We start from the raw sequence: 23,374 nt of genomic DNA on the forward strand, positions 1-23,374 counted from the left end.
TTCTTCTTCACTAGACATATCCTTATACTACCAGACTGAGCACCAGGATGATAATCAATGCAACGATCGACAACAACGTTTCCATGACGGTCCAGGATTTCAGCGTCTGCGGGACGGACATGTTAAAGAATTCCTTGACCATCCAGAAGCCGGCGTCGTTGACATGCGACAGGACGAGCGAGCCTGCTCCGGTCGCCAGCACGACGAGCTCGACATTGGCTGCTGGGTTCAAGGCAAGCACCGGTGCGACGATCCCCGCAGTCGTGGTCATGGCCACGGTGGCGGAACCGGTTGCAACACGGATGAGTGCGGCCACGAACCATGCAAACAAAATAATGTTAATGTGAGCCGAAGTTGCGATTTGGGCAATGGCGTCACCTACGCCGCTGTTAATGAGCACCTGCTTGAACGCCCCGCCGCCGCCGATGATCAGAATGATCGTGGCTGTCGGCGCCAGACATTCGCTCGTAAACTTGGATATTTGTTCTTTCGTAAATCCTCTGGCGAAGCCAAGGGAGAAGAAAGAAAACACGACCGAGATCAGAAGCGCAATAATTTCGTTACCGATAAATTCGCAGAACAGCGTAAAACCGCTCGAAGCATCCGGGTCAACGATCGAGGCGATCGAACCGATCAGCATCAGGATGACCGGCATCAGAATCGTCAGCAGCGTAATGCCGAAGCCCGGAAGCTTGCGCGTGCTGCTGCTGGAGAACTGCTCCGCCAGCTCAGCAGGCGGCTCGACCTGGATGCGTCTGCCGATCCATTTACCAAAGAGCGGTCCGGCCACGATCGCTGTCGGAATGCCAACAATCAGGGAGTACAGAATCGTTTTCCCCAAATTCGCCTGATAGGCATCAATTGCGATCATCGGTGCCGGGTGCGGCGGCACAAGTCCGTGTACGGTGGACAGACCGGCCAGAATCGGAATACCGATTTGCAGCAGTGACATTTTCGTTTTACGGGCGACGGTAAAAATAATCGGGATCAGCAGAATGACGCCGACCTCAAAAAATACCGGAATCCCTACGATAAAGCCGACGATCATCATCGCCCAGTGAACGCGTTTCTCCCCGAACCGGTTCACGAGGGTTGTGGCGATCTGCTCGGCGCCGCCGGATTCGGCCATCATTTTGCCCAGCATCGTGCCGAGACCGATGACGATCGCAATCGTTCCCAGCGTGCCGCCAAGCCCCTTGGTCACGGAATCGATAATATCCATCGATTTCATGCCGGTCAGGAATCCGAGCAGCAGGGCGGACAACAGCAAGGTCACAAACGGATTCCACTTGAATTTGGCAATAAACACAATAAGAAATGCAATGGCGATCAGTGTCCACACAATGAGCGTCCAATTATGGCTCATACCGAATATACTGGACATGGGTTGTCCTCCTTTTGTTCGTACATGATGTTTTTCACATATGATACCCATTATTCCAAGCTTTGATTTCAAATACTTGCATACTTGTCGACAACATGAGGCGGAAGCTGCCCGCAAGCAGCCCCTTTTGGTTCAAATTACGGAATGGAAAGACTGGACGGAGCGCTTTAAAAATCCGTCAGGCTGCGGTGCAGCGTCTGGCGCGAATCGGCGAAATACTCCTGTACAAGCTTCTGGATTTCGTCCTCGTCGCCGGAAGCCAGACCGTCCATAATTTTCTGATGCTTGCCGATCACGGACCCGAGCTTTGCTTCCCCTTTGGAAAAAATCTCTTCCGTCGTAATCAGCATGACGGTCATCACGATCGGCCGGATGCTGTTCCATAAATGCAAAATGCGCTTATGGTCCGCTGCCGCAATAATCGCCTCGTGAAAGGACAAGTCCTGATACGAAAATTCGACGGCATCCTGATGCTTTACCGCAAGCTCCATCCGGTCAACGATCCGGCGCAGCGTAACCAGCAGCTGATCCCGGTCCATCTTGGCCAGCCGCTGCTGAACGAAGCTCTCGATCAGGAAGCGGACATCGTACAATTCAACAATATCGGTCAGGCTCAGTCCGACGACGACGGCACCCATCCGTTCGAGCCGGATCAGCCCTTCGCTCGAGAGCGATTTCAAGGCTTCTCTGACGGGGGAACGGCTTGTCCCGAAATCGGCGGCCACCCGGTTCTCTGAAATAATTTCACCCGGCTTGATCCGGCCGCTGATAATCTGCAGCCTCAGCTCGGACGCAATCGACTCTCCCAAGGAAACACCCTGCAGCCAGGATGAAGGATAACGCAGCATGAGACAACTCTCCTAAATCAATGTATGTACAATGACGTACGCTACCGATTCTATCATACAACCGACCGCCGCATCCATGGCGAGGGACCTGCTCTCCGGAAGCCTGTCTCAGCCGCAGGTCTCAACGCTCAACCGTTTGACAGGCAGCCGTGTGCCGCAATCCGATTTTTTCCTTTTTTCAAAAGAACCATGCAACAACGAAGAACCGGAATGCGTCTTTTACCACGAAGACCTATGGTTCTTCGAAAAAGAAACGCTTCCAGTTTGATTGTGCTTTGCTCTAACCTGCCTCTGCCTCCAAGTATACTTGTATACAACTTGTAATCGTCTTTATTTTAAAACAATCCGTGCGATCTGTAAACCGCGTGGATGAAACATCCAGCACGCCAAGCTTCGGATAGGGAGTGATTGAATTTGAAAAAAATCGCCGGCACCCTGCTGCTGTCCATCTGTATCGCCACGGGCTGCGAAAGCCACAAGCCTTCGGCGGATAACACACCACCGGCTGACCCAATGCCTGCCGGAACGGTCAATTCCACGGACGGAATCAACGAAAAACCTCCCGCCACGGCAGCTGATCCCCCTGCTTCCACCCCTGATGCCGGGAGCCCGCAGCCTTCCAGCAGCCACGACGGCGAAGCCGAAACAGAAACTCCAGGGCAGCTGCAGTCTTCCCAGCTGATGTTCGGCTATTTGGACGCCGCCGGCAGCCGGATTCTTGCAGCCGACCCGGAAGGCAAGCAGCAAACACCGCGGGAGCAGTTTACACAAGCGATCATCGCGCCGGGCGAGCTGACCGACATCCGCTTCACGAAGCATCAGGCCCGGTCGGATCAGGATAACGGCAGGCAGAGCCGGTACAATTTCGACCATGATGAAGGCGATTTGTTCCGCCTCTCTTCCCCGGTAACTCCAGCGGATCCGGACGCAGGCGTCGTTCTCGCACAAAGAGACGCTTTTGCCGGGCATGAATTTCTGGAGGTGGAGCATGCGGAGGGAAGCCTGCCCAAGGAGGCAGCGGCCCGGATCAAGCAAGCCAAAGGCCTGAACATCCACAGCCAGGGGCTCATTGGGCAAATCGCCCCTGACGTGCAGCTGGGTATCATCCAGTACGACAAGGACGGCGGCAAGCCGCTGGCCAGCCTTGTACTGATAACCCCGGATACGCTGCTGTTTCGCGATTTTGAAGGAACGGATGACCCGAGCTCCACCTGGCGTGTCGACGACGGCGGCCAGATGGACCCGCAGCTGTTCCACGTCTTATTTGTCACCCGTTCCGGGCCTGGTTATACGCTTGGGTATGAATGGTGGGGATCGGAAGGATCGAACCTGGCCGTGCTGCAGCAGGACGGCGGCGCATTTCGCGTCGTGCAGGAAGGCGGCCGCTACACGGCGCCGATGTGACCTAGCCCAAGTCCCAGGCCGTATGGATTTTCGGCACGTCGCTGATGAGCTGCCTTGTGTAGGCATGCTGCGGGTTCAGAATAATATCCTCGGCCGGTCCCCTCTCGACGATTTGGCCCTTCTCCATGATGTAGATCGTGTCGCTCACATAATAGGCGAGCCCCACGTCGTGCGTGATGAAAATAATCGTCATCTCGTTCTCATCCCTCAGCTTCAGCAGCATGTCGAGAATGGTGGACCGGGAGCAGGCGTCGACCATTGAGGTGGGCTCATCCGCGATCAGCACCTTCGGGTGAAGCATAAAAATCCGGGCGATCATGAGCCGCTGCATCTGCCCGCCGGACAGCTCGAACGGATACTTGTTGTACAGCTCCTCGAACTTCAGGTTGACGAAAGAGCAGGCCTCTTTCATTTTATTGAACTGCTCATCCTTGGTAAGCTTCAGCCCCTGCAGCCGGATGCAGCTGAGCAGCAGCTTCTCCACTCGCTGGAACAGATTAAAGGACGAGAACGGGTCCTGAAAAATCGCCTGAATGTCTTTCCAGTACTTTTTCCGGTCGGCATGGCGGCGCAGCACTCTCGGTTGTCCTTTGTAATCGATGCTGCCCCCCGACTCCTTTAAGAGGCCCATGATGATTTTGGCAAGGGTGGTTTTGCCGCTGCCGCTCTCGCCGACGATGGAAATGATCTCGCCTTTATGAAAATCGAAGTCCACCGTATCGACCGCGGTCGTTTTGGCCGCCCCGTACCCGAATACTTTCGTAATGCCTCTGCCGCGGATCAACAGGTCACGACTGCTCATTCGCATACCACTCCTTCAGCGTTCCTGTGTCAAAATGGCACCGGTACTGGCGGCCGTCCACTTCCTGCACCGCCACATTGTTTTCCCTGCAAATATCCTGGGCGTAAGAGCACCGCTCGGCAAACCGGCAGCCGGCGGGCACATGCTTCAAATTCGGTGGCGTGCCCGGAATGGCCGCCAGCTTGTGCCCCTTCATCCCCTCCTCCGGAACGATGATGGAGCCCATCAGCTTCTTCGTATATGGATGAAGCGGATCAAAGATCATCTGATCGGCCGTGCCGCGCTCCACGATTTCTCCCGCGTACATGACCATAATGTCGTCGGTGACGTGGTACAAGAGCGGCAGCTCATGCGTGATGAATACCAGCGAGCGGATGAACTGCTTGTCGAGCAGGTCCTTCATCAGCTTGATGACCGCCTTCTGCGACGTCACGTCCAGCGCGGACGTCGGTTCGTCGGCGATCAGCACCTTCGGATTCAGAATGGTGGAAATCGCAATGACCGTTCGCTGTTTCATGCCCCCGGAGAGCTCATTCGGATACGAGCGAAGCACCTTCGGCGACAGGTTCAGCGTTTCAAAGCGCTCGACGGCCATGTCCCACACCTGTTTCTTGGTGAGCTCCGGCCGGTGCTCCTTCATGATATCCTCAATAAAGCGGATGATCCGCAGCGTCGGATTGAGGGCATTCATGGCCGCCTGGGGAATATACGCGATTTCCCGCCCGGAAATTTGCGTGCGCAGCTGCTCCTTGCTCAACTTCATAATGTCGCGGCCGTGAATTTGAATCGAACCGCTGCCGTAATGGAGCGGCGGAAAATAAAATCCCATCAGGCTCAGCGCCAGCGTCGACTTGCCGCAGCCGGATTCGCCGGCGATGCCGAGTGTCTTCCCTTCTTCCAGCACGAAATCGACGCCGTCGACGGCAAACACTTTTTCCTTAAGCCGGGTTTTATAATAGGTTTTCAGTCCGCTTACTTCCAGAATGTTTGTGGTCATCGGCCTAACTCCTTATTTTCGGATTAAAAATTTCGTCCATGCCCGTGTTCATCATATACAGCGAGAACGTGATCAGCGCGATCGACAGCGCCGCCGGGATAAACGCCCACCATGCGCCCGCCACCGGCGCCTCGAAAACGAGCGCCCAGTTCATGATGATGCCGAGGGAGATCGTGTTGTACGGCCCCAGTCCCAGCATCGAGATGGAGGCCTCCGACAGAATGCCGGACGCGGTCTGCAGCACGAACGCCATGACGACATAGGACGCGATGTAAGGCAAAATTTCAAAAACGATGATCCGGGGCGTGCTGTGTCCGGAAATTTTGGCGATATGGACATGATCCCGGTTGCGGAGCGAGCTGGTCTGCGCCCGGACGGCCCGGGCCGTCCACGGCCAGCTGGTGATGCCGATAATGATCGCCGTCACGAGCGAGCTGCGCGAGTTGATGCTGACCGAGATGAGGATCAGGATAATAAACGACGGAATGACGATAAAAATGTTCGTGATCGACGTCAGCAAGTTATCCACGATACCGCCGATGTAACCGGACGCAAGGCCGATAATGAGTCCGATGGCCGTTGCGAACACGCCTGCGATGAGACCGACCCGGATCGAGGTCTGAATACCGTACATCAGCTCAAGGAACAGATCCCGCCCGAAATTGTCCGAACCGAGCCACAGCTGCGAACTCGGCGGCTGAAACGCCAGGGCGATCATCTCCAGCGGATCCTTTTTGTTGATCATCGGGAAGATGAGCACCAGCGCCAGCATAACGATGAATATTCCCGCCCCCAGCATGAATTTGGGGGATTTGATGAGAATGTTGAAGGAGTTTTTCATATTACTGGTCCTCCATTTGCGAGGCTTTGATCCGCGGATCGATAAAACCGTAAATGATATCAATCGTAAAGTTAGCCAACAGAACAGAGAGCGCGATCAGCAGCGTACAGCCGGAAATGAGCGGGTAATCGAGCTGACGGATGGCCGTAAACAGCCAGGTACCGATGCCCGGGTAGCTGAACACAATTTCGCAGATGAGCGAACCGCCCACCATCGTGCCAATGGACAAGGCCAGTCCGGTGATTTGGGGAAGCATGGCGTTCCGGAACACGTATCTGGAGATGCGCGAATCGCGGATCCCGAGCAGCTTGCTGTACAGCACATAGTCGGCATTCAGCTCGTAAATGGACATCTCCCGCATCCCGATCGCCTGGCCGCCGATGGTGACAAGCACGATCGAGAGGAACGGCAGCGTATGGTGGCGGATGACCGAGCCGATAAATTCGAAGCTGAGCTGCGGAATCATTTGAAAGTCATACCCTCCGGACAGCGGGAACCACCCCAGCGTCAGGGCGAATACGTACAGCATGATGATGGCCAGCGTAAAAAAGGGGATCGAGTTCACGAACAGGGCCACCGGAAAAATCACCTTGTCGAACACGCCTTTTTTATATGCGGCCACGGCTCCGAGCACGTTGCCCAGAATCCAGCCCACCAGAATCGCCGGTAACTGGAGGCCGATCGTCCACGGCACCGCTGAAGCGAGGATGTCCGTCACCTTTTTCGGGTACAGGCCAAACGAGGTGCCGAGGTTGCCGGTAAACAGGTTTTGGACATAAATCAGAAACTGCTGCCAGAGCGGCTTGTCAACACCAAACTCCTGAATGAACGTCTCATAGACCCGTTTGATCGTATCGCTGTCCGTCATCCCTTTGGTCATCTGTGAGACGATCATGGCGACGGGGTTCCCCTCGATCATGCGCGGAAGGAAAAAATTCAGGGAAACGGCAATAACGAGCGTCACCAGGTACCAGAACAGCTTTTTTACGAAATATTTGGCATAGGCATTCAAGAAGGTCCCTCCCTTGATCTTTGGATCGGCGGTGGATGCGTCTTGGAAAAGAGGGCCCGCATGGCGCTCCGGCAGTGCCGGGAGCCTCCCATGCAGGCCGCTTCCTTGGGCTTAGTTGTGGATCTGGTACAGCGCCCGGATGCCCGCCCCGTCCATGGCGATTTGCGGAGGAATGTTGCTTCCGTCTCCGTCGACGGGGAAGCCTTTCCATACCGATTCATTGACCGTATGGAACACCCACGGACGGTACATGAGCGGAATGGACGGAATGTCGGTCAGCCAGATTTTTGTCAAATCCGTGTACAGGGTTTTGAGTTCGGCTTGATCGGTGACGCTCGGAATTTTGTCGATAATTTGGTCGGCCTTGTCGTTTTTGTAACGGCCCCAGTTCCAGAACGCCATTTCGCCGAGCGGAGCCACTTCCTTGGAATACATGATGTCATGCGCTCTGCTCCACGGCTGGCTCGGATTGACGCCGCCCGCAGGCGTGTTCATGATGATGTCGAACTTGCCGGTTTGCAGGTCGTTTGTCCATACCGGCGCTTCCGGGAACTTCGTGCGGATTTCGATGCCGATCGCTTTGGCGCTCTGGGCCACGATCTCCAGCGCCGCATTCCAGTCGGACCAGCCGTACGGGCATTCCACTTCAAATGGCCCGAGACGGGTGCCGTTCAGCACACGGATGCCGTCCTTGCCCTTTTTGGCGCCGATGCTGTCGAGCAGCTCGTTGGCCGCCTTGACGTCGGTCGTCCACTGCAGCGATTTGATCGCAGCCTGATCGACGTATTTGGACTCCGCGTCCGTGTTCAGCGTCAGGGACGGCTGCATCGCGGCGGAGTAGCCGCTCATCGCGAGGTCGGAAATTTTCTTATAATCGATGCTCATTGCGATCGCGCGGCGGACGTCCGGGTTATCCAGCCCCTTTTTCGAGAAATTAAAGAAGATCGACGGCATGGAGCCCGGTACATAATAAGGTGCGTCTTTCAGATAGGTCTTGATCGGAGCGCCGTTCTTCCACATGTTCCATACCTGCGGGATGAACTGCTGGGAGACGTCCACCTGTCCGCTCTTGAAGGCCAAATCGCCGGCGGCGTTATCCTTGTAGATGACGTGCGTAATATATTTCGGAGCAGGCAGCTTGCCGAAGAGCGACTTGCCCCAGTAATTGTCGTCGCGCACAATCGTGATTTTCTGGTCGTTGTAGAAGTAAATTTTGTAAGGGCCGGTGGCTACCGGATTGGCGTTGACTTCCTTGCGGATCGTCGCCAGATCGTTGTTCGACTTCTTCTCGATTTCTTCCCAGATATGCTTGGGCATCATCGGAATCAGCTCGATGCTGTCGAGCACCGTCAGACGGTTCGGATTGTCTTTGTTCAGCGTGATCTTGACCGCATTCGGGCCGTCCGCTGTGACATCCGCAATGTACGCCCAGTAGTTGCTCCAGTTGATGTCGTATTTTTTGCCGAGCTGGTAGGTGTACACGACGTCATCGGACGTAAACGGCTGTCCGTCGCTCCATTTGGCGTCCTTATTCAGCTCGATATGCAATGTCATGTCGTCGGTCCACTCGTATTTGGTGCCGAGCAGCGGCTCCAGCTTGCCGTCCAGCTGATTGATCATAAACAGCGTCTCGTAGACCAGTTCTCTCGAGTTACCATAGTTGATCGGGAAGGCCGGATTGCCGCTCAGCAGGTTGAAGTTGGATGGCGGCCCCCATTGAATTCCGTTAATGTAGAGGGTTTCATTTCTCGGCGTTTCTTTGGCGTCTCCGCTCGTTGCCGGCTGGTTCGCCGCGGGCTCGGTCGTCGCGGGCTCCGTTGCTTTTTCTCCCTGATCGGCCGGCTTGTTTTCCCCTTGCGCCGGCGGCGTTGTCGTTCCCGTTGCGGAAGGCGGCTGCACGGTCTGGCAGCCCGCGATCATCACGGTCGCCGCCACGAAAAGGGCCATGAGCGGCTTGGAAGCTATTTTCAGCTTCATGTAAACTCCCCCATTTCCTCCAATTCACATCTACATAAATTGAACTAAGACAGGGACAGCACTTCGCCTTTAGTTCATTTTATATACATGCAAGCGTGATGCAGATTTCACGTCTTCAGATCGGAAGGTTCGTGCCCCACGGATCCGAAGAACTTAAACCTCTTCATTCCGAGGAAACCGCATACCCCATCACGAAAAAGTACGGAGCGGGCCGACGGATCATGCGGCTAAAACGTGTTCTGCAAGCGCTTTCCGTAAAATGTATGAGGGATCGCTTGGAAATGATGACTGATTTATTTTTTAAATGTGCTGAAAAAAAGTTACTGAAATCCTTCGCACGATTTGCCCTTCCCTTCCAAATAAAAAACGGCCCCTGCCACCAGCAGGAACCGCTTTTCAAACCCTATATGAAATTGCGTCTTTAAATCCTGGACTGACCTGTAAGCTTTAAGCCGCGCTCTTGCGGGAAATCATGAACAGCGCCGCCCAGATCAGGATAAATCCGACCGCTTGTGTTGGCGTCACGACCTGATGAAATACGATCCAGTTGATCAGCACGCTCACCATCGGGAAGCTCAGTTCCGCCAGCGTCGCCACCGATGCTTTCGTCGTCGTCAGCCCTTTATAGTACACCATCAAGCTGAACAGCCCCGGCAGAAGCGCCTGCCCCAGCATGTTGATCGACACCGCAGCCAGCGTTCCCCCGTCGGTATGCACCTGCCAAGGATCTCCCTGATTGATGGTAATCCCGATCAGCAAAGGCAGCGCCAGGATGAAACGCAGTGAAGTCACCGTCTCATACTCCATTTTTCCGACCATCAGACGACCCATGACCGTGGAACCGCCCCACAGTGCTGCGGCACCCAGCGAGAACAAGCTGCCGACCTTGACGAAATCATTTACATGCCCGAACGGAAACGTGAAGCCGAAGGTCAACAAATACGTTCCGGCCAGCGCCACGATGAACAGCCAGGTGAAATGCTTCGGAAGCTTCTCACGCAGCAGCAGTTTGGCCATAAGAATGGCGAAGATCGGCTGCAGCTTCTGCAGCAGAACGACCGCGTTCAAGTTCCCGGAAGACAGCCCCTGCGTAAACAGTATGGTTGCAATCGCCGAGCCGCCCCACGACAGGAAGAGCAGCGCGCCGATATGGCGCAGTTTCAGGCCTTTCAACTCGCTCCGATGTTTCCACAGCATTGGTGCGACGAACAGCACCAGCAAAATATGCTCGATGAGCACGATCTGCGTTGCCGTCATATGTTCTTTGAGCAAAATAATCCGGAACAGCGGATCCGCTCCCCACAATGCTGCACCCAGCACGACCAGCCAAAAGCCGGATTTGCTGCGTTCGGCCTTCCCGCTTGCCGCGGGCCGGACCTTGATGTTGCTGCTTACATTTTCCATACTCCAGTTCCCCTATCCCTGAATACGGAGTCAACATTGGAAAACCCCCGAGATCGACATCAATCGACACATCGGGGGTTGATCAAATAAGCTTGCGGAAATGTCAAAATTTCGCACACGCCTATTCTTTGATCTTCTCCCATCCGGACTTTACCGTCGGCCCTGGATTTCCACCAGGTCAGTCGCCGCCTTATTGCTAAAGCTGCGAGTCGCGGGCTTGACGCCGTCTTCATCACAAGAAGAGACGCTCACCGCCGGTCAGGAATTTCACCTTACCCCGAAGATCCATATTCATTTATTTTTATTTTTTCATGCAACTTACATTGTTTTCATCATTATAGCATAAATGTATCCAAAAGTGTTTCAGTTTTTTAATAGCTTTTTATTTCCATGGATTAAAAATTTGGATATGGGGCTGGAGATGGACATTTTTCGGCATATCCGCAGCCATTTAAGATGGCAGTCGGCAACATTGAGGAGCCTGCAGCAAGCACTGAACGGACTCGCGGCAGCACTTATCGCTGCTCAAGCACCGACAGGATCACGGACACCGCTTCAGCCCGCGTTGCGTGTGCGTTCGGGGCGAATAGGCTGCCCGCTCTTCCGTGCATGATTCCTTTCTCTACCGCTGATGCGATATACGGCTTGGCCCAGGCCGGAATTTGACCGCGGTCGGCAAAATTCAAACTTCCCGCACCGTCCGGTGTTCCAGTACCGAGCGCCCTGACGGTCATCGCCGCCATTTCGGCCCGGGTTATGAGCCGGCTCGGCCCAAACGTGCCGTCGGCATAACCGTTCATGATGCCTTGCGACACCGCATCCTGAACAGAAGACAGCGCCCAAGCCGGGATTTTCTTCGCGTCGGAAAAAGCCAGCGCCTGTGAGCCGGCCGCCTGACCCATGGAGACCGCACGCATCATCATGCTGGCGAACTCCGCCCGGGTCACTTCCTTGCCGGGCTGAAACGTGCCGTCGGGATATCCGCTGACCCATCCCTGCTGGACCGCATTCAGAATTGGCTGCTCCGCCCAGTGGCCGCGGATATCCCGGAAAGTGCCCGGCGTTCCTTCCGCTTTGCCCGGCTGGACCGTGATTTCTGGCTTGATGGACATCTCGGATGAGCGGAGAGCGGAATCCACCAATTTGGCACTTTCCACGGCCACCCGAGACGAAGCCGTCTTCAGCGCCGTAAACTCAATGACGGCGAGCTGGAGCTTGCCGCTGTCTCCGGCTGTTTTTCCTACTTTGGTGTGGGCCAGGCGGATTTCGTTGTTTTGGACAATTGGTTCGACCGAAAAGCCGGATGTCCCCAAGGAAGCGGTGCGGAAAGCCAGCTTCGCCGGGTCAAAGCTGAGCGTCAGCTCATACGCATACAAGTCCTTCAGCTGCTCGCCGGTCACCGTGACCGTCACCTTGGAGCCATTGGAAGTTACCCCCAGTGACAAGGAAGGGGCTTCCGCAGCGGCGGTGGTTGCCGCAGCAGCCGAGGAGGCCGCGGCAACCGGGGAGCTGCCAGCCGTTCGTACTTCTGAAACCGCAGCGTTTGCGGGGGTTCCTGATCCGATGAGTCCGACACAAATGGCTACGGCCCATGCGGCATAGCGGGTAAATTGTTTTCGTGGCATACGTCCAGCCCTCTTTCCATGAATTGAAAATCGCAGGAGCAGCCTGCACCGCTCCTGCGATTGTATCCTGTTCTAAGCAGTCAATTTCTAATGTTCCATACGACCATATCCATTGGATGATATCCATCCCTAAGCTGTCCCGATCCCCGCATAAATCATGCGAAACATGGTACTGCGTATGAGCCGGGACTTGAGGACCATCCGGTTCTCTATCCCCTTACTTCGCGTACCAGCTGCCGATGATCATCTGCGCTACCGCAGCCAGCGAACGGATCGAAATTTCGCCTTCGCTGAACAGGTCCGCCGGAGCAACGCGGCTCCAGTTGGGATCCGTCGACTGGATGCCGTAGTACTTGGCGAGGATGGACAAATCCTGCACCGTAATCTGCACCGCTCCAGGTACCAGCGTGATCAGCTTTTTCTGGAAGGTGGTTACAGCGCTGCCGAGTGCAGCCGCAGCCGAATCCACCTGGTTTTGTGTCGCGGTAGAGCTGCCTTTGACCGCGTTCGCCGCCTGGATGGCCGACTGCAGCTCGGCCTTGGCCGCAGCCGGGTATTGGCCGACCTTATCGCCTGTGACCGCCCGGTCATAGATGCTCTGCGCGGAAGCAATCGCCGAAGTGAGGGCCGACTTGTCGACCGGAATCGAAGGAACCGGGATGACCGCGTTCTTGAACGTGCTGACCGCCGCTTTCAGGACGGTCAGCGCATCGTCGATCGCCTTCTGCGTGGCAGCGGCATCGTCCGCCACACGCTTGGCGTCGCTGATCGCCGACAGCAGCGCGGTCTTCGCCGATGCCGGGTACTGCCCCGGCTCCGTGCCCGTGACGGCCTGATCCGCCAGCTTCTGCGCTTCGCCGATGGCGGCAAGCAGCGCCGCCCGGTCAGCCGTGGCGATCTGGATCTGCAGCGCAGCGGAGTCCGTGTTCACCGGGCTCGAATTGCCGTCCGCCGAAATGTCAAAGGCGGACACCGACACGGCTGCGCTTCCGGAGACGCCGGCTTTCAGCGTGCCGTGGAGCTTCAGCAGCTCCCCGTCTTCCGAGACGGCGTTCTCCTGGCCGGTGCTGGCCATAATGATGCGGATCTCGCCTGATTCCGGCTTCACCCCGGTCGCCAGCACGCCAAAGCCGGTACGCGAAGAGCTTACCGCGCCTTCGGCCAGGGCCAGCGTGCCGTCCGTATTCGCCACGGTCGCAAATTCCAGCTTTGCCGGATCGTACTTGACGATCAGGTCCAGCGCCGTAAAGGCAAACGACGGCTTGGTAATGCCTACGCCCAAGTCAACCTGCGCTCCCGCAGAAGCCGCTGCCGGGCCGGTCAACACGGCGGAGTTCGGTGCCTGCGTTCCTGCCGCTTCCACCGTGATGCTGACCTGGAGCGTATCGCTGCCGCCCTTTCCGTCCTGAACCCGGAAGGAAGCCGTGTAGCTGCCTTCCGCAGCCGGCGTCCACGTGAATTTTCCGGAAGCCGCATCAAAGGCCGCCCCCTCTGGCAGGGACACCGCCTCATAACTTAACACGTCTCCGTCCTCATCGTTGGCGTACACCGAGAACGTCACTTGCTGCCCGGCTTTCACGGTCTGGGCAGGCACGTCGGCAAACGCCGGAGCGTGATTGTCTCCGGCAGCCGCAGCCGGACGGATGTCGCTATCTTTCAGAAGCTTCAACTGGTAGGCTCCTTTAAAGATCGAAGAGATCCCGGTAATATCGACGACCGTTCCTGCCGGATAGGCCTGCTTCAGCGCATCTGCACTGATGCCCGTCCGGCTGTCGACGCGGACATGGTTCGTCGTGCCGCCGCTGACGAGATCGAATTCCAGGGAGCCCGTGACAGTGGCGTAGTTTTGCACCGCCGCGTTTTTGATCGTGATCAGCTGCCCCTGATTGCTGTCATTGACCGCGGCCGCAGCCTGTGGAACCGGAGCCGGAATATCGGCCTGGGCGTCCAGCTTGGCCACCTGGACCTCGTTGGCCAGCTCGACCTCGGTGTTATAGGTCAGCTTCTGGGCGGTCAGCTTGACCTTATCCCCGACATGGTAGCCTGTCGCTTTGCTCGGATACACATAGACACCGCCAGTACCGTCCTGCATGTAAAATCCTGAGCCGCCAAAAACTCCCGGCTCCGACGTGACCACGCCCTTCACCGTTACGTAATCGTTGTCCGCCGCTTTACGCGCTTCCGCGATGGTTGTCAAATCGGGAATGGTGACAACCGGCGGCGTACCGCCGGCTCCATAGGAACCGGCTTTGTACGTCGTCGGATCATACCATTTGTACCCTGCGACCGGCGTCGTCCACGGCTCGGTTCCTGGAATTTCGGTCGACGTGGCCGGTTCTTCCAGCTTGCCGAGCAGCGGCGTCGGCTCATCAAGCGTAATACCCTGATTTTCGAATGTTGCGTAATCTTCATGAACCGCCAGCCATTTTACCGTCTGGACGAGGAAGACGGCGTCCTGGGCTTCCCCCTTGAAGCCGTCATACGTTGTTTTCTTGCCGCCGTTGTCCTCGCGGACGTATCCCGGCGTGGGGTCCTCGACCGGCGAGGAGTCGCCGATGAATGCAGCTTTTCCTTTTTCCAGCTTGGAAATGGCAGCGAACGGTCCTTCGGCGATGCCGCCGTTTTTATAGACGCCTCCGTTCGGGAAGTTCGCCTTGTCGCTGTTTTCTACGGCATTGCCCCAGCCCGGCACATTTTCCGGGAGGTAGACAACGCCCTTGACCCGGGTCGGATCCAGAATCGTCAGCGTGGAGCCGCTGTGCATCTCCACATCATTAACGCCTGCGGTAATACCGAAAGACTGATCATATTTCACCGCGTCGGTTTTGGTAACGTCGCCGACCGAATTGAAGCGGAAGCGCACGCCGAAGTTCTGGCCGAGCCAGTCCGTGCTGGTCACGTCCTGCATCGCGCCCGATGCCGCTTCGGCGGTGGACATGCCCTTGGTCGGGTTACCAAATGCGCCGCGCCGGTAGCCGTTCATCACTTCCGAGGAATCCCAGCGGTTCAGATTCCGGTCGGAATTGTAGTGGTCGGAGATGAAGAAAATACTGCCGCCTTCCTTGACATACATCAGCATGGCGGCCTGCTCGGACGCCTTAAACGGAATGTTGGCTTCGCCGATTATAAAGACGTCGTATTGCTTCAGCTTGCTCAGCGTAATCTCCGGCGTGTCAAAAGCGTGCGAGTCCATCGGCAGCGTTCTTTGCAGCGCATCCACTTGGAAGCCCGCTTCCCTCAGCCCGTCGGCAAAGTCCGAAAATGCGCCGTCAATGACCCAGTCCGAAGCTCCGGCCGTCTGTCCGTGCGTTTCGTCGAACAGCACCTTTTTCCCCGTGCCATCCGGCAGCGTCGTCGGAACACCGATATTTTCGCTGCCCGGATCCGCCGGGTTCGGCGTGCCTCCGCCGGGGTTTTCTCCGGACTCCCCGTCCAGGGACATCGCTGTCGGGCTTTTGATTCCAGCCATGCCGCTGTACGCGGCCAATTGCCCGGTAACGATCAGTTTTTTCCCCACGTTGGCGGGGTTCGTCTTCAGACCGTACTGGGAGCGGTAGGAAGCCGAGATCTGGACATCGATCATGTTGCTCTGTGTCTTCTCCCCGGGTGTATCGGCAATCAATACGTTAAAATCGTCCTGAAAGCCCGAATAAATCGGTTTGGAATTGTACATCTCACCGACGATGTAACCTTCAACGGTCGCGGTCTCTCCGCTGTTGTTTTTGGCAAGAGCTTCGGCCACCGTGAGCGGAACCGCGGCCGCAGCCTGTGCGGGCATGTACCCCAAGGCGGCGGACAGCAGCAGCAGCCATGCCAGAAATAGACCTGTGAGCTTTTTCCTGCGGACGAAATACGGGTTGTCCATCTTGCGAACTCCTCCTTTACATTCCGGCAATTATGATTGCGGCTTCCTCAGGTTAACATCCCTTTATTATGGCTTATTGCGGATTATGTAAAATATGGGACAGCTGTGCAAATGCACCGTGGTTGTTAAGGAAACCCTTTCCTACCTTGGATTTTATATGAGGGAGCGGAAGGGCGGGCAGTGCCGCAGTCCTCATTTTGGCGCAAAAAAAGAGAGACCTTTAGGCTTATGCCTGGGACTCTCCCCTCAATAGTGATGTCATACCCTGCCGTTATTTAACGAATCTTGGCTTCTGCTATGCCGGACATGATCTTGTCCACCGTCTCCCCCGGCGTCAAGCTGGAGGAATCCAGCCACAAACCGAGCCGGGGCGTTTCATCATGCAGCACGCGGTTTAAGGCGTCCACCGTCCAGGCTCCGTAGCCCTTTTTGGACCGCTGCGCTTCCCTCCGCTCTACCGCTTCGGGAGTGGGACACAGCACCACCAAATATACCGGGCGGCTCTGCAGGAAGGACAAAAAATCTTCCAGCACCCGGCCGACGATGACGTCCTGCACCACGACCGTAAACCCGGACCCGGCGTACGTATCCGCCGCCTGTGCAGCAAGCCGGTAGCGAAGCAGCAGCTGGCCCAGCTCCTCCTCGGAAGCGTCCGGCTCGACCTCCTTCCGGTCGTTCACGATCATTCTCCGGAACAGGTCGCCGCGAAGATGCACGGACTTGCCCGTCCGCTCGGCGAGCAGCTGCGCTACCGTCGATTTGCCGCTTGCCATAATGCCGGTAATTACGATAACGGCAGGCTGCTGAATGGAATGAGCTGCCATGTACGATTCCCTCCTTGAATGCCGGTTATCCTATCATTATATATTCGGCATTCCGGATCGTCAGGGGATTTATCCCTTTAAACCAATCTTTCCAGGATTCCGGGCCTCCGTCTCCCGCTCCGGCGATTGCCGCCCCAGATCCAAGCTGAAAATGCCGAAGCCTTGATCGTTCTGCCGCCCGGTATATCGGATGTGCGGATAATTTCCGGCATATTTCACCGCGTCAGGCGATGTCGTAAATGTGACGTTCACAGGGCCTTCAACCGGTGTGATGCGCCAGTTCGGCTCCGCCTCAGCCGGAATTTCGCCGCATGCCGTAATGTAGTCAATCAGTACCTGCCGGCATTCATCCTCGGAATCGATGACCAGCTCCATCTCCCGGATCCCGGGGAAATTGCCGCCGCCAAAGACCCGGTAGTTGCTAGAAATCACGATGAACTCCTGATCCGGATCCAGGGGAGCCCCTTCGTAACACATATGAACGATCCTGCTGGCATCCGGGTCGTTCAGGCTCCCATCCAGCTTATATTTGGCCGGCTGCGTTACGTCGACCTCGTACGTGATGCCGCTGATCACGTCGAAATTAAACACGGAAAACTGCGGGTTAAGCAGCGGCTGTTCCTCCGAGGACAGCGGATCGATGCGATTGTACGCTCCTGCGGTCATTTCCAGCCACTCCTTGACGGCCCGGCCGGAAATCCGCACCCCTTTGATCGTGTTGTCATACAAATACAGCTCCGTCGCGCTTTTGATCGCAATCGGCCCGGCCGGAATATCCGCATATTCCTTGGGTCCGTTGCGCCCCGCTTTAAACGGCGAGCCCACGGACAATACCGGCAGCTGCTGCAGCTCCGGCATGGAAGCTGCAATCATCCGCCGGGCGTACCACGTCTGGGCATGGTTGACGAGCTGAACGGAGGCGTCATCCTGCACTAGGGAAAAATAGCTGTGCAGCGGGGCGTGAATGGTGCCGATCGGCTCATTGGCATAGGCGACGGTCGCCTCATGGTCCTGCCGGAGAAGCTCAGCGATTCCTGGGTCCCGAAGCGGCGTGCCGCGTGCTGCATCCTCCTCCTTTTCCAAACGGCGGACCGAGGACGTCCCCTGCACCACCTGCCATCTCCCCTGCCGAAATTGAAGCGACAGGTCGATCACGCCCAAATGCCCCCCGCCGAACCCGGCCTGTACGGCCGGAATGCCGTGAATCGTACCCTTTTCCAGATGGATGTCCGGCAGGAGTTCACCGCTCTCATCCTTAAAGGAAGCATCCAGCAGATGCCTATCCGCAGGAAATACATGATGTGTATGGGAAAAGGTCATCGCATCAATGCCAGGCACCAGACTGAGCGGATACACCGCGTTCTCGGCATTGCCGTCCGTCAGCGCCACCTTGCCGTCGAAGCCCGTATGAGCCAGCGCCACGACCAGATCCGCGCCTTCCTCCTTCATCTTCGGAACCCATTCCAGCGCCGACAGCAGGATGTCCTTCACCTTCACCCGGCCTTCAAGGTTCGCCTGGTCCCAGTCCATGATTTGCGGCGGCACGAAGCCGATGAGCCCGATCCGGATATCATGGGCCTGCCCGGCATTGTCCAGGCATCTTTTATCCAAAATGACATACGGCTTATACCTGTTCCGGCCGCATTCCTCAGGCTCAAGGCCCAGGCCTTCATCGAAATACACGTTGGCGTTGACATACGGAAAATCCGCTCCGGCAATGACGTCGTCCAGCATGTCGAGTCCATAGTTGAATTCATGGTTGCCTAAAGTTGCCGCGTCATAACCCATCGCATTCATGACCCGGATTGCGGGGTGAACGTACGGCCCTTGCCCTTGCTTCATGGCGGCATATTTTTTAGCGGCATACGTTCCGAGCGGGGTCCCCTGAATCAGGTCTCCATTATCCACGAGCAGCGTGTTCGGCACCTCATCCCGCGCGCTTGCAATCAAGGCGGCCGTCCGGACCAGCCCGATGGAGGGATCCGGTTGATCCCGGTAATAATCGTAATCCATCAGGCAGGCATGCACGTCCGTCGTCGACAGAATCCGCAGGTTGACCGTTGTATTGTTATCGGGGATCATCCCGTTCACTATATTCATTGATGTCTCCTCTCCTCCCGGCCGGCTCGAACAAGCCGGCACTTCCTGTTCTCCAGTATAACGGAAAAACATTAATTCTACGTAAACGCCCTTTCGGACCTGTTTCTACTTATTGGAAGTAGACCTTTCGCCTTAGAAAAACGCCGGACCTACCGTTCCGAAGCACTAAATTTTTACATTCGTTTACAAAAGACATCTTCTCCGTTAACCCTTGTCCCCCGGAACGTGTGATAAGCTCTTTCCTGTCAGACGGGGGTTTAACCCGCTTCTGGCCAAATAGATGAATCAAGTGGAGAGGGGATCATCCATGTTTAAAAAAGTACTATCCATCAGCATGACCTTGGCCTTGGCTGCCAGTTTAGCGGCATGCGGGTCTAAAACCAGCGGCAGCGACTCGGGCAGCACGGCCGCCTCATCGGCCTCGGGTACGGCGGAAGCGGCAGCTACGGCTTATGTGCCCAAAGAACTGAACGTGCAGTTCGTTCCATCCCAAAATGCCGACACCCTGGAAGCCAAAACGAAGCCGCTGGAAAAGCTCCTCGGCGACCGTCTCGGCATTCCGGTTCATGTCACGGTTTCCCCGGACTATAACACGATCGTGGAAGCGATGGCTTCCAAACAGGTGGACGTCGGTTTCCTGCCGCCGAACGCTTACGTACTGGCCCACGACAAAAAGAAAGCCGCCGACCTGCTGCTTCAGGCGCAGCGCTACGGCATTAAAGACGATACCGGCGAAAACACCACGGACAAGGTCGATTTCTACAAAGCGATGATCGTTGTGAAAAAGGATTCGCCGATCCAAAGCCTTCAGGACTTGAAGGGCAAAAAGATCGGATGGCAGGACGTCACTTCCTCCGCCGGCTATGTATTCCCTGCGGCTGAGCTGAAGAAGGAAGGCATCGATCCGGACAAAGACGTTCAAGGCGTGACGATCAAAGGGCATGATGCCGCCATTATGGCGCTTCTGAACGGTCAGGTTGATGCCGTCGCCGTATTCCAGGACGCACGCAACACGGTGAAAAAGGACGTTCCGGACGTCTTCGAAAAGACCCGCGTCCTTCACTATACGGCCAAAATCCCGAACGATACGGTCAGCGTGCGCAACGACATGGACCAAAGCTGGAGAGACAAAATCAGCCAGGCGTTCATCGACATTACGAACGATGCGGAAGGCGCACAAATCATCAAAGACATTTACACGCATGTCGGCTATGCCAAAGGCGATGACAAAAACTTCGATCCGGTTCGCGAATACGCTGAAGCCGTCGGGCAGGAAATCAAGTAAATTTCAAGCATTTCATTTCAGTAGAAACAATGAACCGGGCAGCACCGTCCAATGGCTTCATGGCGGTGTTGTTTTCCCGTTTTATCTGAAAATACGACAGAAAGTTGGAATCTCATGATTGAATTCGATCACGTCTCCAAAGTGTATCCCAACGGAACGGTCGGGCTTCGCGACATTAATCTGACCATCAAGGAAGGTGAGCTTGTCGTCATCGTCGGCCTTTCCGGCGCGGGCAAGTCCACCTTTTTGCGCAGCATTAACCGGCTGAACGAAATTTCCTCCGGGGAAATTCGCGTTGGCGGACAATCCGTCACCCGTGCGGCCGGCCGCCAGCTTCGGCTGATCCGCCGCGACATCGGTATGGTATTCCAGAACTTCAACCTGATCAAGCGCCAGAACGTGCTCAGCAATGTGCTGTCCGGCCGGGTCGGCTACCATTCGACGCTGCGGACGATGCTGGGCTGGTTTCCGAAGCCGGATGTCGCCATCGCGCTCGAGGCTCTAAACCGCGTCAACATCCTTGAAAAAGCCTACGTCCGCGCCGACCAGCTGTCCGGCGGCCAGCAGCAGCGCGTCTCGATCGCCCGCGCGCTCGCGCAGGAGGCCCGGGTCATTCTCGCGGACGAGCCCGTCGCCTCGCTGGACCCGCTCACCACCCGCCAGGTCATGGACGACCTGAAGCGGATCAATCGCGAGATGAACATTACGACCGTGATCAACCTTCATTTTATCGACCTTGCCCGGGAGTATGCGACCCGGATTATCGGGCTGCGCGCCGGCGAGGTCGTCTTCGACGGTACCCCGGAGGAGGCAACAGACGAGGCGTTGGCCGAAATTTATGGGCGGCCGGTCCTCAAAGACGAGCTGCTGGGAGGCGTGTCATGAAGGCAGCGCCTCAGACAGAGCCGCTGCAGCCGGCCACCCTTCCCGGGATGGCTCCGCCGCCGAAATACAAGCGGTACGCGGGGTGGATCGTCCTGATCGCAATCCTCATCGCCTGCTCGATCCGCACCGAGGTCACCCCCTACCAGCTCATCACCGGCCTGCCGCAGATGGGCGGCCTCCTGGCGGAAATGTTCCCGCCGGATTGGAGCTATCTGCCCACCATATGGGCCCCGATGATGGAAACCGTGCAGATTGCCGTGCTCGGCACCTCCCTCGGCGGGCTGCTGGCGATTCCGGTGGCGCTGCTGTCCGCGTCCAACCTGCGCGTCAGCCGCTTCGTCTCGCTGCCGGTACGGATGGTGCTGAACCTCGTCCGCACCATTCCGGACCTGCTGTTCGCGGCCATATTCGTCGCGGTGTTCGGCATCGGCCCGTTTGCAGGGATGCTGGCGCTCGTCTTTTTCTCCTTCGGTATTATCGCCAAGCTGACGTTCGAGGCCATCGAAGCGATCGACCCGGGGCCGCTGGAGGCGATGTCGGCCGTCGGAGGAAACCGGCTGCAGATCATCCGGTATGCCGTCATCCCGCAGGCACTGCCCTATTTTATGTCGTACCTGCTGTATACGTTTGAAGTGAACGTGCGCGCAGCCGCCGTGCTCGGACTTGTCGGGGCGGGCGGTATCGGCCTCCTGCTCGACCGCTCCCTCGGCTTGTTCCGGTACGACCGCGCCTGCATCATCATCCTGCTGACCCTCGTCATCGTTCTGATCATCGATTACGGCAGCGCGCTGATTCGGAGGAGATTATTATGAACCGTAACACATCTTTGCCGCCGTCCGGCACGCCGGCGTCAGCCGGCTCGGCACTTCGCTCACGCATCCGTTTCGGACTGGTCACGCTGGTGGTGATTGCCGTCTACTGGTGGTCCATACAAGGGATGCACTTTGAAGGGATTCAAGGGACGGCGGGCACCGTCTCCAAGTCCATTCTGACCGGCTTCCTGCATCCGGATTGGTCTTTCGTGTACATTCCGGACGGAGAGGATCTGCTTCGGGGTCTGCTCGATACACTCGTCATCTCCGTCCTCGGCACCGTTGTCGCTGCCGTCGTCTGCATTCCTTTCGCTTTCTGGGCTTCCAGCAATATGAGCCGCGGTCTCGCGCTGTCCGGCAGCGGCAAGCTGGTACTGAGCGTCATCCGGGTGTTCCCGGAGATCATCGTGGCGATTCTGTTTATCAAAGCCGTCGGTCCCGGCTCCTTTGCCGGCGTCTTGGCCCTGGGGATCCACTCCGTCGGCATGCTGGGCAAGCTCTATTCGGAGACGATCGAGAGCATCGACCGCGGACCGCAGGAAGCCCTGATCGCGTCCGGTGCAAACCGTTTGCAGGTGCTTCGGTATGCGGTGCTGCCGCAGGTCATCCCGCAGTTCCTTTCCTACTCGCTGTACCGGTTCGAGATCAACATCCGCTCCGCCACGACCCTCGGTCTGGTCGGTGCCGGAGGGATCGGCACCCCACTAATCTTCGCGCTGCAGGTGCGCAACTGGAACCGGGTGGGCATCATTTTGCTGGGGATCATCGTCCTGGTCATCCTGACGGATCTCATTTCGGGATGGGTGCGGAGAAAAATCATCTAAACGAGGAATAAAACCGAACCGTTTGACCGCTATTTGCCACAGTTATGTTCGAACTTAAAAAAAAGACTGGTTCCACGTGGCTTCCCCACAGATCCAGTCTTTTTTTTACTATCCGGCTGAAGATGCTTTTCCATCCCCCGTATGTTACAATAATGGAAATTAAATGTAATTTTAAACAAAAAAGGAGCTGACCCCCATGGACACCAACCGAACCCGTTCCGCCAGTCCGCAAGGAAAGCCCGCAGTTCACGAAACGCAGCCCGCGAGCGAAACCGCTGCGACCCTTGATCATGAAAGTTATGTTGATGAGCAGCTCAGAAACATACAAACCATCGAAGGTGGCGGCCCGCCCAAAAAGGTCAATATGGACCAGCTCCCTGCCCCGATCCGGTACTTCGGCTACTTTTTTATGTCTGGCATCGCCCTGTTTGCGGTGATCTCCATCTTGATCAGCATTTTCAAATAACTGCCGCCAGCTTTTCTGC

18 protein-coding genes and 1 riboswitch are annotated in these 23,374 nt (G+C 56.6%); of the genes, 6 read left to right on the plus strand and 12 right to left on the minus strand.

Translation table 11 applies throughout. The annotated features are described in order from the left end of the window. Positions 1 to 22: 22 nt before the first annotated feature. Both GCU45_RS09695 and GCU45_RS09700 read right to left on the minus strand, forming a co-directional pair. Positions 23 to 1,384: a GntP family permease gene (locus GCU45_RS09695; RefSeq protein WP_152398775.1), complete on the minus strand. Its 1,362-nt coding sequence runs from the start codon at positions 1,382 to 1,384 to the stop codon at positions 23 to 25. A 167-nt stretch (positions 1,385 to 1,551) separates the two neighbouring features. Next, entirely contained in the window at positions 1,552 to 2,229 is a 678-nt protein-coding gene (locus tag GCU45_RS09700; RefSeq protein ID WP_076173742.1) for a GntR family transcriptional regulator, read from the minus strand. Between the two features lie 417 nt (positions 2,230 to 2,646). Here GCU45_RS09700 and GCU45_RS09705 point away from each other — a divergent pair, with 417 nt between their 5' ends. Beyond that, positions 2,647 to 3,636 carry a hypothetical protein gene (locus tag GCU45_RS09705; RefSeq protein WP_152398776.1) on the plus strand — a complete coding sequence of 330 codons (990 nt, stop codon included), beginning with the start codon at positions 2,647 to 2,649 and terminating at the stop codon, positions 3,634 to 3,636. A 1-nt stretch (position 3,637) separates the two neighbouring features. Here GCU45_RS09705 and GCU45_RS09710 read toward each other — a convergent pair whose 3' ends face one another. From GCU45_RS09710 to GCU45_RS09755, 10 genes are all read right to left on the minus strand, one after another. After that, a complete protein-coding gene (locus tag GCU45_RS09710) occupies positions 3,638 to 4,438 on the minus strand; it encodes an ABC transporter ATP-binding protein (protein WP_076173600.1) in 801 nt (266 codons plus the stop codon). Beyond that, complete coding sequence (locus GCU45_RS09715; protein ID WP_145948745.1) at positions 4,425 to 5,435, minus strand: ABC transporter ATP-binding protein; 1,011 nt, start codon at positions 5,433 to 5,435, stop codon at positions 4,425 to 4,427. The genes GCU45_RS09710 and GCU45_RS09715 overlap by 14 nt, the downstream gene beginning before the upstream one ends. A 4-nt stretch (positions 5,436 to 5,439) precedes the next feature. Then, positions 5,440 to 6,276 carry an ABC transporter permease gene (locus GCU45_RS09720; protein WP_089548533.1) on the minus strand — a complete coding sequence of 279 codons (837 nt, stop codon included), beginning with the start codon at positions 6,274 to 6,276 and terminating at the stop codon, positions 5,440 to 5,442. Between the two features lies 1 nt (position 6,277). Beyond that, positions 6,278 to 7,288 (minus strand): ABC transporter permease, encoded by a 1,011-nt coding sequence (locus tag GCU45_RS09725; RefSeq protein ID WP_076173597.1) that lies wholly within the window; start codon positions 7,286 to 7,288, stop codon positions 6,278 to 6,280. A gap of 111 nt (positions 7,289 to 7,399) precedes the next feature. Beyond that, positions 7,400 to 9,265 carry an ABC transporter substrate-binding protein gene (locus GCU45_RS09730; protein ID WP_152398777.1) on the minus strand — a complete coding sequence of 622 codons (1,866 nt, stop codon included), beginning with the start codon at positions 9,263 to 9,265 and terminating at the stop codon, positions 7,400 to 7,402. Positions 9,266 to 9,712: 447 nt separating this feature from the next. Then, entirely contained in the window at positions 9,713 to 10,669 is a 957-nt protein-coding gene (locus tag GCU45_RS09735) for a DMT family transporter (RefSeq protein ID WP_152398778.1), read from the minus strand. Between the two features lie 127 nt (positions 10,670 to 10,796). Continuing rightward, positions 10,797 to 10,958: riboswitch (FMN riboswitch) on the minus strand. A gap of 226 nt (positions 10,959 to 11,184) precedes the next feature. After that, on the minus strand, positions 11,185 to 12,294 hold the full coding sequence (locus GCU45_RS09740) for an S-layer homology domain-containing protein (protein ID WP_152398779.1): 1,110 nt from the start codon (positions 12,292 to 12,294) through the stop codon (positions 11,185 to 11,187). 217 nt (positions 12,295 to 12,511) lie between these two features. Next, complete coding sequence (locus GCU45_RS09745; protein ID WP_152398780.1) at positions 12,512 to 16,159, minus strand: DUF6359 domain-containing protein; 3,648 nt, start codon at positions 16,157 to 16,159, stop codon at positions 12,512 to 12,514. Positions 16,160 to 16,434: 275 nt separating this feature from the next. Continuing rightward, positions 16,435 to 16,983 (minus strand): AAA family ATPase, encoded by a 549-nt coding sequence (locus GCU45_RS09750; RefSeq protein WP_152398781.1) that lies wholly within the window; start codon positions 16,981 to 16,983, stop codon positions 16,435 to 16,437. A gap of 69 nt (positions 16,984 to 17,052) precedes the next feature. Continuing rightward, entirely contained in the window at positions 17,053 to 19,083 is a 2,031-nt protein-coding gene (locus GCU45_RS09755) for a bifunctional 2',3'-cyclic-nucleotide 2'-phosphodiesterase/3'-nucleotidase (RefSeq protein ID WP_244364498.1), read from the minus strand. Positions 19,084 to 19,390: 307 nt separating this feature from the next. Here GCU45_RS09755 and GCU45_RS09760 point away from each other — a divergent pair, with 307 nt between their 5' ends. The 5 genes from GCU45_RS09760 to GCU45_RS09780 all read left to right on the plus strand — a co-directional run bounded on the left by GCU45_RS09760 (position 19,391) and on the right by GCU45_RS09780 (position 23,355). Continuing rightward, complete coding sequence (locus GCU45_RS09760; RefSeq protein ID WP_152398782.1) at positions 19,391 to 20,368, plus strand: phosphate/phosphite/phosphonate ABC transporter substrate-binding protein; 978 nt, start codon at positions 19,391 to 19,393, stop codon at positions 20,366 to 20,368. Positions 20,369 to 20,482: 114 nt separating this feature from the next. Beyond that, on the plus strand, positions 20,483 to 21,253 hold the full coding sequence (gene phnC, locus GCU45_RS09765) for a phosphonate ABC transporter ATP-binding protein (RefSeq protein WP_152398783.1): 771 nt from the start codon (positions 20,483 to 20,485) through the stop codon (positions 21,251 to 21,253). Beyond that, complete coding sequence (gene phnE, locus GCU45_RS09770) at positions 21,250 to 22,065, plus strand: phosphonate ABC transporter, permease protein PhnE (RefSeq protein ID WP_152398784.1); 816 nt, start codon at positions 21,250 to 21,252, stop codon at positions 22,063 to 22,065. Before phnC ends, phnE (GCU45_RS09770) begins: the two co-directional genes overlap by 4 nt. Further along, positions 22,062 to 22,889 carry a phosphonate ABC transporter, permease protein PhnE gene (gene phnE, locus GCU45_RS09775; protein WP_152398785.1) on the plus strand — a complete coding sequence of 276 codons (828 nt, stop codon included), beginning with the start codon at positions 22,062 to 22,064 and terminating at the stop codon, positions 22,887 to 22,889. Before phnE (GCU45_RS09770) ends, phnE (GCU45_RS09775) begins: the two co-directional genes overlap by 4 nt. Positions 22,890 to 23,085: 196 nt before the next feature. Then, positions 23,086 to 23,355, plus strand: a complete 270-nt coding sequence (locus tag GCU45_RS09780; protein ID WP_152398786.1) for a hypothetical protein — start codon at positions 23,086 to 23,088, stop codon at positions 23,353 to 23,355. The last annotated feature ends 19 nt before the right edge of the window (positions 23,356 to 23,374 follow it).

The sequence above is a fragment of the Paenibacillus cellulositrophicus genome (genome assembly GCF_009363095.1).
In the GTDB taxonomy this organism is placed as follows: Bacteria; Bacillota; Bacilli; order Paenibacillales; family Paenibacillaceae; genus Paenibacillus_AQ; species Paenibacillus_AQ favisporus.

Excerpts from the sequence above, each read along its gene's own strand:
- GCU45_RS09695 (WP_152398775.1), bottom strand. The coding sequence starts at position 1,384 with ATGTCCAGTATATTCGGTATGAGCCATAATTGGACGCTCATTGTGTGG.
- GCU45_RS09710 (WP_076173600.1), bottom strand. The coding sequence starts at position 4,438 with ATGAGCAGTCGTGACCTGTTGATCCGCGGCAGAGGCATTACGAAAGTA.
- GCU45_RS09715 (WP_145948745.1), bottom strand. The coding sequence starts at position 5,435 with ATGACCACAAACATTCTGGAAGTAAGCGGACTGAAAACCTATTATAAA.
- GCU45_RS09720 (WP_089548533.1), bottom strand. The coding sequence starts at position 6,276 with ATGAAAAACTCCTTCAACATTCTCATCAAATCCCCCAAATTCATGCTG.
- GCU45_RS09730 (WP_152398777.1), bottom strand. The coding sequence starts at position 9,265 with ATGAAGCTGAAAATAGCTTCCAAGCCGCTCATGGCCCTTTTCGTGGCG.
- GCU45_RS09735 (WP_152398778.1), bottom strand. The coding sequence starts at position 10,669 with ATGGAAAATGTAAGCAGCAACATCAAGGTCCGGCCCGCGGCAAGCGGG.
- GCU45_RS09740 (WP_152398779.1), bottom strand. The coding sequence starts at position 12,294 with ATGCCACGAAAACAATTTACCCGCTATGCCGCATGGGCCGTAGCCATT.
- GCU45_RS09745 (WP_152398780.1), bottom strand. The coding sequence starts at position 16,159 with ATGGACAACCCGTATTTCGTCCGCAGGAAAAAGCTCACAGGTCTATTT.
- GCU45_RS09750 (WP_152398781.1), bottom strand. The coding sequence starts at position 16,983 with ATGGCAGCTCATTCCATTCAGCAGCCTGCCGTTATCGTAATTACCGGC.
- GCU45_RS09755 (WP_244364498.1), bottom strand. The coding sequence starts at position 19,083 with ATGAATATAGTGAACGGGATGATCCCCGATAACAATACAACGGTCAAC.
- GCU45_RS09760 (WP_152398782.1), top strand. The coding sequence starts at position 19,391 with ATGTTTAAAAAAGTACTATCCATCAGCATGACCTTGGCCTTGGCTGCC.
- phnC (WP_152398783.1), top strand. The coding sequence starts at position 20,483 with ATGATTGAATTCGATCACGTCTCCAAAGTGTATCCCAACGGAACGGTC.
- phnE (WP_152398784.1), top strand. The coding sequence starts at position 21,250 with ATGAAGGCAGCGCCTCAGACAGAGCCGCTGCAGCCGGCCACCCTTCCC.
- phnE (WP_152398785.1), top strand. The coding sequence starts at position 22,062 with ATGAACCGTAACACATCTTTGCCGCCGTCCGGCACGCCGGCGTCAGCC.
- GCU45_RS09780 (WP_152398786.1), top strand. The coding sequence starts at position 23,086 with ATGGACACCAACCGAACCCGTTCCGCCAGTCCGCAAGGAAAGCCCGCA.